Source organism: Diaphorobacter caeni (assembly GCF_015354245.1).
In the GTDB taxonomy this organism is placed as follows: Bacteria; Pseudomonadota; Gammaproteobacteria; order Burkholderiales; family Burkholderiaceae_C; genus Diaphorobacter_A; species Diaphorobacter_A caeni.
Genome location: NZ_JADKYZ010000001.1, coordinates 621,288 through 634,942 on the forward strand (window position 1 = coordinate 621,288; position 13,655 = coordinate 634,942).

9 protein-coding genes and 1 tRNA gene are annotated in these 13,655 nt (G+C 62.9%); 8 read left to right on the top strand and 2 right to left on the bottom strand.

Features of this window, described 5'->3' with window-relative positions; genetic code table 11:
* The first annotated feature begins 788 nt into the window (after window positions 1–788).
* Window positions 789–3,434 (top strand): IPTL-CTERM sorting domain-containing protein, encoded by a 2,646-nt coding sequence (locus tag ISG32_RS27825; protein WP_194769463.1) that lies wholly within the window; start codon window positions 789–791, stop codon window positions 3,432–3,434.
* A gap of 574 nt (window positions 3,435–4,008) precedes the next feature.
* Window positions 4,009–4,098 (top strand) — tRNA-Ser (locus ISG32_RS02735).
* 64 nt (window positions 4,099–4,162) lie between these two features.
* Here ISG32_RS02735 and ISG32_RS02740 read toward each other — a convergent pair.
* Window positions 4,163–5,074, bottom strand: coding sequence for a LysR family transcriptional regulator (locus ISG32_RS02740; protein WP_194769464.1), 912 nt, complete (start codon window positions 5,072–5,074; stop codon window positions 4,163–4,165).
* 150 nt (window positions 5,075–5,224) lie between these two features.
* Here ISG32_RS02740 and ISG32_RS02745 point away from each other — a divergent pair, with 150 nt between their 5' ends.
* The 4 genes from ISG32_RS02745 to ISG32_RS02760 are packed head-to-tail and all read left to right on the top strand — an operon-like array spanning window position 5,225 to window position 9,548.
* Entirely contained in the window at window positions 5,225–5,440 is a 216-nt protein-coding gene (locus ISG32_RS02745; protein ID WP_194769465.1) for a DUF3311 domain-containing protein, read from the top strand.
* Between the two features lie 19 nt (window positions 5,441–5,459).
* Window positions 5,460–6,848 carry a sodium:solute symporter family protein gene (locus tag ISG32_RS02750; RefSeq protein WP_194769466.1) on the top strand — a complete coding sequence of 463 codons (1,389 nt, stop codon included), beginning with the start codon at window positions 5,460–5,462 and terminating at the stop codon, window positions 6,846–6,848.
* A 31-nt stretch (window positions 6,849–6,879) separates the two neighbouring features.
* Entirely contained in the window at window positions 6,880–8,541 is a 1,662-nt protein-coding gene (locus ISG32_RS02755) for an amidohydrolase (protein ID WP_407645019.1), read from the top strand.
* Window positions 8,542–8,555: 14 nt separating this feature from the next.
* On the top strand, window positions 8,556–9,548 hold the full coding sequence (locus tag ISG32_RS02760) for a CobW family GTP-binding protein (protein ID WP_407645023.1): 993 nt from the start codon (window positions 8,556–8,558) through the stop codon (window positions 9,546–9,548).
* Here ISG32_RS02760 and ISG32_RS02765 read toward each other — a convergent pair whose 3' ends face one another.
* Entirely contained in the window at window positions 9,549–10,628 is a 1,080-nt protein-coding gene (locus ISG32_RS02765; protein WP_194769468.1) for a LacI family DNA-binding transcriptional regulator, read from the bottom strand.
* A gap of 197 nt (window positions 10,629–10,825) precedes the next feature.
* Here ISG32_RS02765 and ISG32_RS02770 point away from each other — a divergent pair, with 197 nt between their 5' ends.
* Window positions 10,826–11,824: a Bug family tripartite tricarboxylate transporter substrate binding protein gene (locus ISG32_RS02770; protein ID WP_228529540.1), complete on the top strand. Its 999-nt coding sequence runs from the start codon at window positions 10,826–10,828 to the stop codon at window positions 11,822–11,824.
* Between the two features lie 75 nt (window positions 11,825–11,899).
* Window positions 11,900–13,627, top strand: a complete 1,728-nt coding sequence (locus tag ISG32_RS02775) for an N-acyl-D-amino-acid deacylase family protein (RefSeq protein ID WP_194769469.1) — start codon at window positions 11,900–11,902, stop codon at window positions 13,625–13,627.
* The last annotated feature ends 28 nt before the right edge of the window (window positions 13,628–13,655 follow it).

Sequence of the window (13,655 nt, forward strand, 5' to 3'; positions counted from 1 at the left end):
GCAACTAAATGTGAAAAACTATCAAGCTCCGTTATGTATTTGCTGGGTGGCCTGCTCGCCCCGTGAGTGCTTTCGCATTTGGCCGGTGAGGGACTCCTGATCTTGCCAACCATGCCGGAACTGCCGTTGTGACAATCGCCTCCCCGCAGCGGACATGCAGTCCAGCGCTGCGGGCCATAAGGATGGAACGGTGGGAGCGCTCCATTTCATCTCTGTGCTGACAGCCTGCAGAAACAGTGGCCCGGCTGTGGCCGCCGGCGTGGCCTGCGCCGCTCCCCAATGCATCAATTCAGGGAGCGCAGTGAGCAGGCGACGCATTGCGTCAACGGTCACCACATTGGCCGTACGCCTCGAAAACACCTGAAAAGCAAACAAAGCGGATCCAGGCGATCCGCTTCGCAGGGCATGACCGCGTCTGCAGTCGTTGAGCAGCCCCGAAAAGATTCCTGCACGCGACTCCTGTTAATCCCTAGCAATTCACTTCAATTGCATACTTTTTGTATCTCGATATATATACTTTTCATGGATCTGCCTTTTATGTAAGGCGATGTGTATCCAGCGTGGGGTGTTCAGACGTCTGTACCGATGCCACTCCGTTGCCAGCGAGGGGATGCTGGTCGCAAGCGTGTCGGGCGTTCGCATGGTGCTGTTTCGTCTCAGACTGTGAGGCGAACGTCAACACGCCCTTGGAGATGGCGACGTGCTCCATCCATGGCGCTAGGTATTTGAAACCGGTAGTTCAAAAAAATATAGGCTGAAAATTGAAAAGAAAAGATCGAGTGAAGAGCGTGGGGTTCAACCTGAAAAATCGCCATTGGTTTGAACCAACGGCACTGGGCATGAAGACGGCGATAGGTGGCGCATTGATGATCGGGTCGCTCACATCCGCCATGGCTTCGCCCCCCGCGCAAGAAGTTCCATTGGAGATATTTCGCGAAGACTTTGAAAACACGGCGCAAAAAGTGAGTCCCCCTGACCTCACCAATGCGCTGACGATGGATGAGTACGTCAGTGCCGCCACGGATTACAAGGGGCAGGTCGTAGGCATGACGTACGGCGCCGAAGGCAATTTGAGTGCCAGCACGTCAAGCGCCAGCGGAGGCAATGGCTCGGTAGACGGCTATTCCGGTGTGCCCTTCTGGCTGAACAAGCAATACTGCAATGGCCTTTGGCTGAGCGCTGACGCATCGGCCACGCCATACCCCAGCGCCAAGTTGCTGGCGCCTTACAAAGCGTTCACGGGTGCTCAGACTGTTGAAGCCAACCCGGGCAATGCCAATTATTGTCAGGCAACCACCAACAACACGGTTGCCAGTGACGCGTGGAGCGATCTGCAGGTGCTGGCCAACGTCCTCGGGCAGATCTCCAATCCTGGATCAGGGCCGGGCGCCAACAAATCCAACCGAGCCATCGCCGCATTCACACAGTTGCCGAACAACCGCAACTACCCCAACACGCCGATGATTCAGTTGAAGATGATGAAGTCGGTCCCGCTGCCGAGCTACCCGGGCTCCAGTGGTCGCTTCATCAGAATGTCCGTGGCGATGGCTGCGAGAAACTGCGCGTCTTCCAGCGGCACGCCAGCCAACGCGAATCCGACATTCGATTTTTACCTGATCAAGGATCTGGCACAGAACTCGACGCCGGCAGTCAACCCGAGCAATCTGGAGCGGTTGACCACCAAGTCCATTGACGTCTGCACATCCGGTCAACAGTATGTGAACGTCGGAACAAATCCCGGTGAATTGCCCTCCGCTTTGCCGTCGGGCAACGTGAACAGGTACGAGAGTGGAGCGCGCGCTGCCCAGTATCGCAGCGACATTCCCCTGCTGGTCAGCACGCCGAATATCGCTTTGCAGATGGTCAACAGCAATGCCTCGGGTCAGGGCAACGACGCCGCCTTCGACAATCTTCTCGTGGAAGACATCACGCCCACGCTCAGCAAGTCCTTCGCGCCTCAGACCGTGATCAATGGCGAGACGACCAGGCTGACCTTCGTCGTCACCAACACGACCGACAATATGCTCAAGTCCGGTTGGTCCTTTGCCGATACCTTGCCTACAGGCATGACGGTGGCGAGCGCTCCCAATATCCAGCATGACTGCGGGACGGCCGTCGTGAACGCTGCGCCGGGCTCCAGCACCATCGTGATGAACTCGGGGCAACTGAACGCGGGAGCTACATCCTGCCAAGTGTCGGTGGATGTCGCCATCAATATTCCGAGCCCGGTCACGGCCCTCACCACCTTGCGCAATGGCTCCGGCAGCCCCGGCTCTGCGGGTGACACCACAACCGTGGGCCTGAACCCGCCAGCCGTTGCCGAGTTGATCGTTCTGCCTGTGGCTGACATGGCGGCCACGCCAGGAACAGACAAGACGGTGGAGGTCGATACCCCTGTCTCCATCACGACAACCTGCACCAACGTCGGCCCCGAAGTCGCATTGGCCGCAACTTGCGTTGTGACAGGTGTGCCAACGGATGCAGCCGATTCTTCCACTGTATGCACCCCCGAATCGGGAACGGTGGATCTTCAGCCGGGCAAGGCCATCTCCTGCACGACGAAGTTCACCCCGAAATCCGCTGGCGTCGTGAACCTTCTCACAACGACCGGCACCACTTCGCGGGACGTGGATTCAACCAATGACAAGGCAACCACACAAGTCCTGGTGCCACCGATCGCGGACATGCAGGCATCCGCACCGACCTATGCCAAGAGTGAAGTCGGCAAGCTCACTTCGGTCACCACGACCTGCACCAATGCTGGGCCCAGCACCGCAGCGTCGGCCAACTGCGTGGTGACGGGCGCGCCAGCGGGTGCAACCACGGTTTGCACGCCCACCACACCGGTCGGCAAGTTGGTTTTGGGCGCAAGCATCAGTTGCGTCACCTCCTTCACTCCTGCGACGGCGGCGCCGATCACGTTGGTCACCACGGCCAGCAGCACCACGCCAGACCCCGATCCGGGCAACGACACGGCATCCACCTTGCTGACGGACGGTCAGTTGGCGGACATGAAGTCGACGGCACCGACGACGGTGGCAAGCACTCCTGGAACGCCCGTTTCCGTGACGAGCGTCTGCACCAATGCAGGCCCGGACGCAGCGGCATCCGCCACTTGCACGGTGACGGGAGCCCCTGCTGATGCAACCACCGTTTGCACACCGGACTCATCGGCTGCCAGTTTGGCTGTGGGTGCAAGCATCTCGTGCACAACCACCTTCACGCCTCAAGACGCAACGCCAGTGACGCTGACCACGACGGCGGCCAGCACGACGATGGATCCCTATCCGGCCAACAACGTCGCTTCAACGAAGGTCGGCGCCGTAAGTCCGTCTTCCGTGCCAACGCTCGGCACGTGGGGATTTGCCGTGCTGTCGCTCCTGCTGGGAGGCGTTGCGGTGGTTCGTCAGCGCCGCACTCACAACGCAGATTGATGAAGTGAGGGAGCGACGGCATGGCTGAAACGCCATGTTCCCGCTCCCTTATTCACCAGTCATCCAGACGTTCAATTCCAACCGGACTCGACATTGGGCGCAATAGCGATGCTGCGGTGGATTTGAATTCCACCGCTCTGGTTGAGAAATCTTGAGAGACGGGCCCAAGCGGCCCGTTTCATATGGGCATTGAGCATTGAGCGGCCCTTTTGGCTGCTTGCCGCCCGAGCGCTGGGAGTCAGGAAGTGGCTGGAGCGTGTCTCGTGCAGGATGGCCTATGGGGTTCATGGTTGAGTGCTGCTGGCCTCACCTTGAGGCAAGGAGGGGCCGGAGCGCTGTATCTCCCGGGGCCAAATGAAGTTGGGGCAGTGGGCGTTGCCGCACTGGCCCTGCGCCGCCGAACCTGGTTGCATTGATTTGGCGTGAACGGGAGTGGGCTGAAAGGCCCCCTTCCGATCTAGATCGCCAGTGTGTTCTTGCATGCCCAACAATGTGCAATCCGACGAATTGATCAAAATCCGTATATCTTTCAGGGCACCGAAAATTTCCTGCTAGAATACTAGCTTCGAGTCGCGGAGAGGTGGCAGAGTGGTCGAATGTACCTGACTCGAAATCAGGCGTAGCAGCAATGCTACCGTGGGTTCGAATCCCACCCTCTCCGCCAGAATGCAAAAACCCGTGCAGCTCTTTGAGTTGCACGGGTTTTCTGTTTTCTGATCCGCACTTGCTCAATCCTCCTCCATCTCCCCCCAGGATTCCCGCGTGAAGGCATACAGCACGTCGAGTGCGGGCGACAGCGTGCGCGTTGCGATGCGGGCGATGCCGTAGCGGCCGTAGCGGTGGGGGTCGATGGCGATGGGGACTTCGGCGATGGTGCCGTTGGCGCGTTCGCGGCGGGTGATGGCGAGGATGCCGAAGAGCAGGGCGTCGCTGGCCAGGGTGACGCTGCGCAGGGTGTCCAAGTCGTTGCAGTGCAGGGTGAAGAGCTTGTCCTGTTCGGCCTCGGGGCCCCAGAGGTCGGTGAGGCGGCGGGTGATGGCGGTGCTCAGCGTGGTGGTGGCGAGCGGGTATTGGCGCAGGGTGTCGAAGTCCACGCGCTTGTGGCGCAGGATGGGGTGGCCGGCGCGGCAGACCATGCCGGCTGCGAGGTGGCCGAGAGGCTCCACTTCGACGTCGTTGGCGGAGTTCAGGATGTAGCTGTCGCCGACGATGGCGTCTATGGACTCGCTGCGCAGGCGCTCCAGCAGGGCGGTGGTGGCGCCGAGTTCGGTGCGCACCTTGATGGCGGGGTGCTGCTGCGCCATGTGGATCAGAAACGGAGTGAGCAACAGCGCGGCCGGGCCGGGGGCGAAGCCGACGTTCAGGTGGCCCTCTTTGGCGCCGCGCAGCAGTTCCATGTCGCGCTGCAGTTGCGTCATCTCCAAGCGGATGCGCCGCGCGCGTTCGGCGACGACTTCTCCGAACACCGTGAGCCGCGCGCGCCTTGCTCCCCGGTCGAAGAGTTGGGCCTTGAGCTCATCTTCCAGAGCGCGGATGCTGCGGCTGAGCGCGGGCTGCGTGAGGTGGACGGCGCGCGCCGCGTCCGAGAAGGTGCCGTGTTCGACGACGGCCAGCAGGTGTTTGAGCTTCTGTGAATCCATGAGTTTCATTCATGCTTTTCGAACAAACTTTGCATTTGAATTATAGGAACAATGTTTCTAACATGCGTTCCACAAACGGTCCGCACCCTATTTTTGGCGGGCCATCGGTGGGCGGAAGGTGCCCGCCGGATTCATGACAGGAGACAAACCATGTTCAAAGTGCTCATCGGGCTCGGCATACCGTACATCGCGGTGATTGGGCTGCTTCCCTGGGTCTCGACGGTCGAACTTTCGCTGCTCGGCGTGCCCTTCATCTATCTGTGGATTTTTATCTGGTTCGTGTTGACGTCGGCCTGCATGTACGCGGTCTGGTATCTGTTCGACCGCCACGAACCCGAGGCGCTCGCGGCGCACGGTGATCACTGAATCGAGAAGGACTGACGTCATGGCTTCCATCGTTTTTCTCGGCTTCATCGTTTACTCGCTTTATCTGGCCATTCGCTCACGCAGGGGCGGTGGCGATCAGAGCGTGCATGATTTCTTCGTGGCCTCGCGGCAATTCGGCGCGTGGCTGGTGTTCTTTCTGGCGGCGGGTGAGGTCTACAGCATCGGCACGATGGTGGGTTTTCCCGGCGGTATCTACGCCAAGGGGCCGACCTACGGCGTCTGGTTTCTGGGCTACATCCTGCTGGCCTATCCGCTTGGTTATTTCCTGGGGCCGAAGATCTGGGAGGCAGGTTCGCGGCACAACGCGATCACCTTGCCGGACCTGTTCAAGGGCCACTACCAGAACCGCGCGCTTGAGCTGATCGTCGCGGCATCGGCCATCATCTTTCTGCTGCCATGGGGCCAGCTGCAGTTCACCGGGCTGGTGGCTGCGCTCAAGGGGCTGGGCTGGAACTTCACGCCGCTGCATCTGGTGCTGATCTCGGCCGCGCTCGCGTTCACCTACATCGCGATCTCCGGCGTGCGAGCCATGTCGTACATCGCCATTCTGAAGGACATCCTGATGCTGGCGGCGATCATCGTGACCGGCGTGGCCGTGGGCATGCATGTGGGCGTGGACGAGGTGTTCCAGGCCGCGAGCGCCAAGGTCAGCAACCACATGAATCCGACCGAGCTGCGCTTTTCGATGAGCACGATCTTCTTTCAGTCACTGGGCTTCTACATGATGCCGTTCGCGATCCAGAACTTCTTCACCGCCAAGAGCGCGAACACCATCCGCCGCACGCAGATCGTGATGCCGCTGTACATGCTGATGTACCCGTTCCTGGTGCTGGCCTCGTACTACGCGATCAGCCAGAACCTCGAACTCGCATCGCCCAACGAGGCGTTCTTCGCGGCGGCCACGCGTCTGTTGCCCGGCTGGCTGCTGGGGCTGGTGGCGGCGGGCGCGGCGCTTTCGGGTCTGCTGGTGCTGGCGGGCATCTGCCTTGCCATCGGCCCCATCGTCACCCGCAATCTGATGCCCTCGGTGCCTGAGCAGAAACAGAAGTTCGCGAGCAAGGTGGTGATCGTCATCTATCTGCTGATGTCCATCGTGATGACGCTCGCGACGCCCAACCTGATGCTCACGCTGATCAACACCGCGTACTACGGCGTCACGCAATTCTTCCCCGGCGTGCTCGCGATTCTTTTCAAGAAGAAGCTGCGCCCGATGGCGGTGGGCCTTGGCATTCTGTGTGGTCAGCTCTCGGCGATCGCCATGTATGTGGAGCAGCCTGACTTCGGTGGCGTGAACCTGGGTCTCGTGAGTCTGGCGGTGAATCTGGTGGTGCTGTTTGCAGCGCAGTGGCTGCTGCCACGCCCTGCGGCGCAAGTGAAGACCGCGTGATCGATCGGCGGTGCAGAGAATGAAAATCGAGATGAACATGACAACTCAAGAAAGCGGCGCCACACAGGTCTTCGTGGCGCGCAAGATCCTCACGATGAACGCGGCGCAGCCCGCCGCGACCCATGTGGCCGTGCAGGGCGGAAAGATCCTCGCGGTGGGCTCCGAGGCGGACATGGCGGCATGGCCCGACGCCGAGCGGGTGGATCGCTTTGCGGACAAGGTGCTCATGCCCGGCCTCATCGAGGCGCACAGCCATTTGATGGAAGGCGCGATGTGGGACGCGGTGTATCTGGGCTTCTTCGACCGGCGCGACCCGGACGGCAAGCTGTGGAAGGGGCTGCGCACGCTCGATGCCGTGCTTGAGCGACTGAAGGAGGCAGAGGCCAGGCTGATCGATGCCCATGCGCCACTGCTCGGCTGGGGCTTTGATCCCATCCTGTTCGGCACGGCGCGCCTGTCGGTGAACGAGCTCGACACCGTGTCCGCCACGCGGCCCATCGTCGTCATGCATGCGAGCGTGCATCTGATGAACGTGAATTCGGCCATGCTCGCGATGGCGGGCATCGACGACGACACCGACATCGACGGCATCCACAAGGATGCGAATGGTCAGCCCACGGGCGAGCTGCAGGAGTTCGCGGCGATGTTTCCGGTGCAGAAGCTGCTGGGCAAATCCATGTCGCTTGCGGCGGCGGAAGAGAGCACGGCGATCTGGAAGTTCGGCCGCGTCGCGCAGTTGGCGGGCGTGACCACGGCCACCGATCTGGTGAGCGATCTCTCGGACGTGGGTCTCAAGACCTTGCACGAGGTGACGGCCGACGAGGCCTATCCGATGCGGGTGGTGCCCGCGTTCGCTCCGCAGCGCAATCCCGAAGGCGGAGCGGCGCGTGTGCTCGCGGCACGCCAGGGCGAGAGCGACAAGCTGCGCTTCGGTCCGGTGAAGTTCATCGTCGATGGATCGATCCAGGGCTTCACGGCGCGACTGCGCGATCCCGGATATGTCGGCGGCCAGCCCAACGGCCTGTGGCTGATTCCACCGTCGCAGCTGCTCGATCTGTTCATGCCGTTCCACGCGGCGGGCCTGCAGCTGCACATCCACACCAATGGCGACGAGGCCACCGAGGTCGTGCTTGACGTGGTGGAGGCGATGCTGAAACAGCATCCGCGCGACGATCACCGCCACACGCTGCAGCACTGCCAGCTGGCCGATCGCGCGCAGCTTGAGCGCGCCGCGAAGCTTGGCATGTGCATCAACTTTTTCTCGAATCACCTCTACTACTGGGGCGATGCGCACGCCACGCAGACCGTGGGCCCCGAATGGGCGGCGCGCATGAATCCGGCCGAGACCGCGCGCCAGTTGGGCATCACCTTCTCGATGCATTCGGACGCGCCGATCACGCCGCTCAACCCGCTGTTCACCGCATGGTGCGCCGTGAACCGCGTGTCCGCATCGGGCCGGTCGCTTGGCGAGGCGGAGCGTCTGTCGGTCGATGACGCCTTGCATGCGGTGACCATGGGCGCGGCGAAGACGCTCAAGCTCGATCACCTGATCGGCAGCATCGAAGCGGGCAAGTTCGCGGACTTCGCAGTGCTCGAGCAGGACCCGTCCGCCGTGCCCGCATCCGGGTTGAAGGACGTGCCGGTCTGGGGCACGGTGCTGGGCGGTCGCGTCTTCGAGGCACCTGCCAAGTGAACGCCAAGCAGACGATGACGCCCGCAGCGATTCCCATGGTCGTGGTGGGAGGCTATCTGGGCTCGGGCAAGACCACGCTGCTCAATCGTCTGCTGGGCAACACCGAAGGGCAGCGCGTGGCCGTGCTGGTCAATGACTTCGGCGAGATCAACGTCGATGCCGCACTGATTCGCTCGCGCAGCAGCGACGTGATCCAGCTCGAGAATGGCTGCGTGTGCTGCTCCATCGGCGACAGGCTGGTGCAGGCGCTCGCGGCCGTCGGAGAGCGCGTGCAGCGTCCCGACCTGCTGGTGATCGAGGCGAGCGGCGTGTCCGATCCCACGCGCATCGCGCAGGTCGGCATGCTGGACGCGGATTTCCGCCTGAACGCGGTCGTGGTGACCGTCGATGTATCGAACATCGAAAGCCACCTGCGCGATCCGATGATCGGCGACATGCTGCGCCGGCAGATCGCGGGCGCCACCGCGCTGGTGCTGACCAAGTGCGATCTGGTGGGTGCTCAGGATGTCGAGGAAGCGGCAGAATGGCTCGCAGAAATCGCGCCACGCGCGGCGCAGTTCCGTGCGGAGATGGGCTGCATTCCGTCCTCGGTTTTCTTCGATGAAGCGCCGCGCGTCGCGCGTCCGTTTGGTCACGACGGAGGCGGCTGGAAGCGGCGGGGATCCGACGCGCTGCTGCACGACGCGATCAGCTCATTTTTCCACCGCACGACGCGACGCTTTCACAAGCAGCGGCTTCGGCAGGTGCTGCGCGAGCTGCCAGCGGGCACGTTGCGTGCCAAGGGGCTGGTCCATGTGCTCGAGAAATCTTCGGCACAGGAGTTCCATGTGGTCGCTGACCGCGTGCGGATCGCGGATGCCGCCGCGTCTGCCGTGCATCCCGCTGATGCCATTGCCGTAGCCGATGCCGTCGATGCAGTCGAATCCGTGCTGGTCTTCATCGGCTGTTTTGCACCGGGCGACGAGGCGCTGGTGCGAGCCCGCCTGGACGGCGCGTTGGCCGCCTGATCAGACGCGCTTTTTCCTGCCGCGCACGACGGGCTTTTCCGTCTCCACTGCCGCGCAGCTGTCGCGCACCTTCAGGCTCGCCTCCAGCACGTAGGTGTCTTCGCCCACATCCTCGTCCAGACCGCTGAGCAGATAGTGCGCCGCCTTCATGCCGACCTCGCGGATGGGGAGGTGGACGGTGGTGAGGGGCGGGTTCATGTAGGCCGAGAAATCGTTGTCGTTGAAGCTGACGACCGAGATGTCTTCGGGCACGCGCACGCCGTTCTGCTGAAGTCCGCGGATCGTGCCGACCGCGAGGTAGTCGCTCGCGCAAAGCAGGGCGGTCACGCCGGTGCGCGCGGCGAGCACCTGCTCGGCGGCGATGCGGCCCTGCTCGAATCCGTGCTCGGTGTGCACGCAGGCGGCATCGACGATGCGCACGCCCCGCTTCTTGGCCGCGGCCTTCACTCCCAGCATGCGATGGCGCGAGCGATAGCGCAGAGGGCCCTGCACATGGCCCCAGACCAGACCGATCTCGCGGTGCCCGAGGTCGGCCACATGATTGAGCGCGATGTGGCCGTTGTGCGCTTCGTCGAGACCGATGCAGTGGCCGCCGCCCAGCGGATTGCCCCACAGGTGCGCGTGCGGAATGCCGGGGTAGCGCGAGAGAATGTCGCTCGCCTGCTCCAAGCCTTCAAACCCGAGCAGCGCGATGGCGTCGACCCCGCGCGCCAGCATTGCGGCGAGCGCGGCGAATTCGGTCTTGCCATCCGGCACGGGGGCGGACAGCAGCAGGGTGTAGCCCTTCTTCGCGACCTCGCTCTCCAGGCCCTCGACCACCTGCGCGAAGTTGGAGCTGCCGAACTTGAGAATCACCGCGCCGATGGTGTGGCTGCGTCGCATGGCGAGCGCGCGTGCCGCGCCGTTGACGACGTAGCCGAGCTTTTGCACGGCGAGCATCACCCGCTGGCGGGTTTCCTCACTGATCATTTCCGGGCGGCTCAGCGTGCGCGAGACGGTGCCGGTGGAGACGCCCGCCATGGCGGCGACGTCGGCAAGCGAAGCGGGTCTGGCCACGGAGGTCCTGGCGTTCTGGTTCATGGGGGCAATCGGATGCAGTTCACAAATGCGTGAAAAGACTAATGGTATCTACTGAATCTTATCCGCCCGGGATGCGCATACCATTTTATGCAAGCGCTTGCATTGAGTTGAATTAAAAATTTCAAAGGACGTTTCATGAGGCGCGGTGGCAGCAGAACATGCCGCAGATTCGTCCATCCACCCACATGGAGACAACCATGATCCGCAGATTCACAAGACGCTCCTGTCTCGCTCTCGGCGTCATCGCGCTCGGGCTGCAAGGCACTTCTTCCGCATGGGCCGACGAAGTCTGGCCGCAGCCCGGCAAGCCGATCCGCATCGTCGTGCCACTGCCCGCAGGCTCGGGCTCCGACGTGGCCGCGCGACTGCTCGGCAAGCTGATGAGCGATGAGCTCAAGGGGCATCCGGTGATCATCGAGAACAAGCCCGGCGCGTCGACCTTCATCGGTGCGCAGGACGTGGCGCGCTCGGCGCCGGACGGGCATTCGCTGCTCTACACCATCGTCATCACGCACACGCAGAACCCGCACCTCTACGCCAAGCTGCCGTATGACCCGGTGAAGGATTTCACGCCGCTCGCGCAGGTGATGAAGTCGGCCACGGTGCTGATCGCCGCGCCCAATGCGCCGTTCAGCAATCTCAAGGAACTGGTGGCCTATGGCAAGGCCCACCCAGAGAAGCTGAACTACGCGAGCTATTCGCCGGGCTCGACCTCGCATCTCAACGCCGAACTTCTGCAGATGCGTACCGGAGTCAAGATGCTGCACGTGCCCTACAAGGGCGCGACCGATGCGTCGCGCGCGCTGGTGGCGGGCGATGTGCAGATCTACTTTGACGGCACGGCGAGCGCGGTGGGGCTGATCAAGGCGGGCAAGGCCAAGGGCATTGGTGCGGCCACGCCCACGCGCGTGCCGGCGCTGCCCGATCTGCCGACGATTCAGGAGCAGGGCGTGGATGGCATCAACATCGTCGGCTGGCAGGGCGTGTTCGGTGGCGGTCGGATGTCGCCCGCCTTGACCGAGAAGGTCAGTGCGGTGCTCAGCAAGGTCTCGCGCTCCAAGGAGATGCTGGCGCTGATCGAGACCCAGGGCAACGAGGCCTCGGGCGCGGGGGCGGCGGAGTTCGCTCGCATCGTCGCGAGCGACAGCACCAAGTGGGGCGAGGTCATCAAGGCCGCAGGAATCAAGTTGGATTGAGTTGGATTTGAGTTGGATTGAGCTGGACCGGGTGGACGCTCGGTGCAGGCACGTAGAGGCAAAGGAAGAGAAGTCATGTTCGATACAGTCATTCGAGGCGGCCGCATCGTCGACGGCACCGGTCAGCCCGCATTTGAAGGCGATGTGGGGATTCGGGACGGAAAGGTCGCGGCGGTCGGCGGCAAGCTGTCCGCAGGCAAGCAGGAGATCGACGCGAACGGCGCGCTGGTCACTCCGGGCTGGGTGGATGTGCACACGCATTTCGACGGGCAGGCGACGTGGGACCCTTACCTGAGTCCGAGCACCGATCACGGCGTGACCAGCGTGGTGATGGGCAATTGCGGCGTGGGATTCGCGCCGGTGAAGGCCGATCGCCGCGAATGGCTGATCCGCGTGATGGAAGGCGTGGAGGACATTCCGGGCACCGTGCTGTCCGAGGGCATCCGTTGGGACTGGGAGACGTTTCCCGAGTACCTCGACGCACTTGCGCGCATGCCGCGCGCGCTCGACGTGGGCGCGCAGATTCCGCATTCCGCGGTGCGCACCTATGTGATGGGCGAGCGCGGCATCACGCACGACGAGGCCACGCCGGACGACATCCGCCAGATGATCCAAGTGGTGAAGGACGGTCTGAAGGCCGGAGCGCTGGGCTTCTCGACGACCCGCACCTTCATCCACAAGTACGAGACGCGCAAGTTCCCGCCCGGCACGTTCGCCACGCCGGACGAGATTCTGGGCATCGCAAGAGCGATCAAGGAAGTGGGGCACGGCGTGTTCCAGATGACGTCCAACCACTACCAGATGGAGACGGAGTTTCCATGGCTGCGGCAGATCGCCATGGACAACCAACTGCCGGTGGCCTTCGCGCTGGTGCAGACCGACGGCACGGCGGAGAACTGGCGGCGTCTGCTGCAGAGCCTCGATCAGGCGCACAGCGACGGCGTGCCGATCTATGGTGCGGTGGCCGGGCGGCCTGCGGGCATTCTCATGGCGTGGCAGGGCTCGATCCACCCCTTCATGGCGCACGATGTATGGAAGGCGCTTGCGCCGCTTGCGTGGGAGGAAAAGCTTCAGCGTCTGCGCGATCCGCAGGTGCGCGCGCAGCTCACCGACATGCAGGCGCTGCTCGGATCGGCGGAGTTCGATTCGCGGCTCGCCTATCTGACGCAAAGTTTCCAGAAGATGTACGCGCTTGGCGCCGAGCCCGACTACGAGCCGCCGCAGGAGCTCAGCATCGAGTCGATATCGAAGCGCGATGGGCGCAGCCCGCTCGAGATCGCCTACGACATGCTGATGGCGCAGGACGGCAAGGGCATCATCTATTTCCCGAGCTTCAACTACGCCTACAACGACCTGAGCCAGCTGCACACGCAGCTGCAGCATCCGCAGACCATGATGAGCCTGGCCGATGGCGGCGCGCACTGCGGCTACATCTGCGACGTGAGCATGCCCACCTACATGCTCACCCACTGGGTGCGCGACCGCGCGCGCGGACCGCGCCTGTCGCTTGAGCACATCGTGAAGAAGCAGACCAGCGACACCGCGCAGATCTATGGAATGCGGGATCGCGGCCAGCTCACGCCGGGCTATCTGGCGGACGTGAACATCATCGACTTCGACAAGCTGCGCTTGCCGCCGCCCTATGTGGCCTTCGATCTGCCGGCCGGTGGACGGCGACTGAACCAGACCGCTGAAGGCTATGTGGCCACGCTCAAGCGCGGCGAGGTCATCATGCGACATGGCGAGGCGACGGGAGCGCTGCCCGGCGGACTGGTGCGCGGGCCGCAGGCACGGCCTCAATGAAAGCGTGTGGAGATCGTAAACACGCTCT

What these genes read in the sequence shown, in the direction of transcription:
- ISG32_RS02755 (WP_407645019.1), top strand. Translation starts at nt 6,880, where the DNA reads ATGAACATGACAACTCAAGAAAGCGGCGCCACACAGGTCTTCGTGGCG.
- ISG32_RS02765 (WP_194769468.1), bottom strand. Translation starts at nt 10,628, where the DNA reads ATGAACCAGAACGCCAGGACCTCCGTGGCCAGACCCGCTTCGCTTGCC.
- ISG32_RS02775 (WP_194769469.1), top strand. Translation starts at nt 11,900, where the DNA reads ATGTTCGATACAGTCATTCGAGGCGGCCGCATCGTCGACGGCACCGGT.
- ISG32_RS02760 (WP_407645023.1), top strand. Translation starts at nt 8,556, where the DNA reads ATGACGCCCGCAGCGATTCCCATGGTCGTGGTGGGAGGCTATCTGGGC.
- ISG32_RS02740 (WP_194769464.1), bottom strand. Translation starts at nt 5,074, where the DNA reads ATGGATTCACAGAAGCTCAAACACCTGCTGGCCGTCGTCGAACACGGC.
- ISG32_RS02750 (WP_194769466.1), top strand. Translation starts at nt 5,460, where the DNA reads ATGGCTTCCATCGTTTTTCTCGGCTTCATCGTTTACTCGCTTTATCTG.
- ISG32_RS02745 (WP_194769465.1), top strand. Translation starts at nt 5,225, where the DNA reads ATGTTCAAAGTGCTCATCGGGCTCGGCATACCGTACATCGCGGTGATT.
- ISG32_RS02770 (WP_228529540.1), top strand. Translation starts at nt 10,826, where the DNA reads ATGATCCGCAGATTCACAAGACGCTCCTGTCTCGCTCTCGGCGTCATC.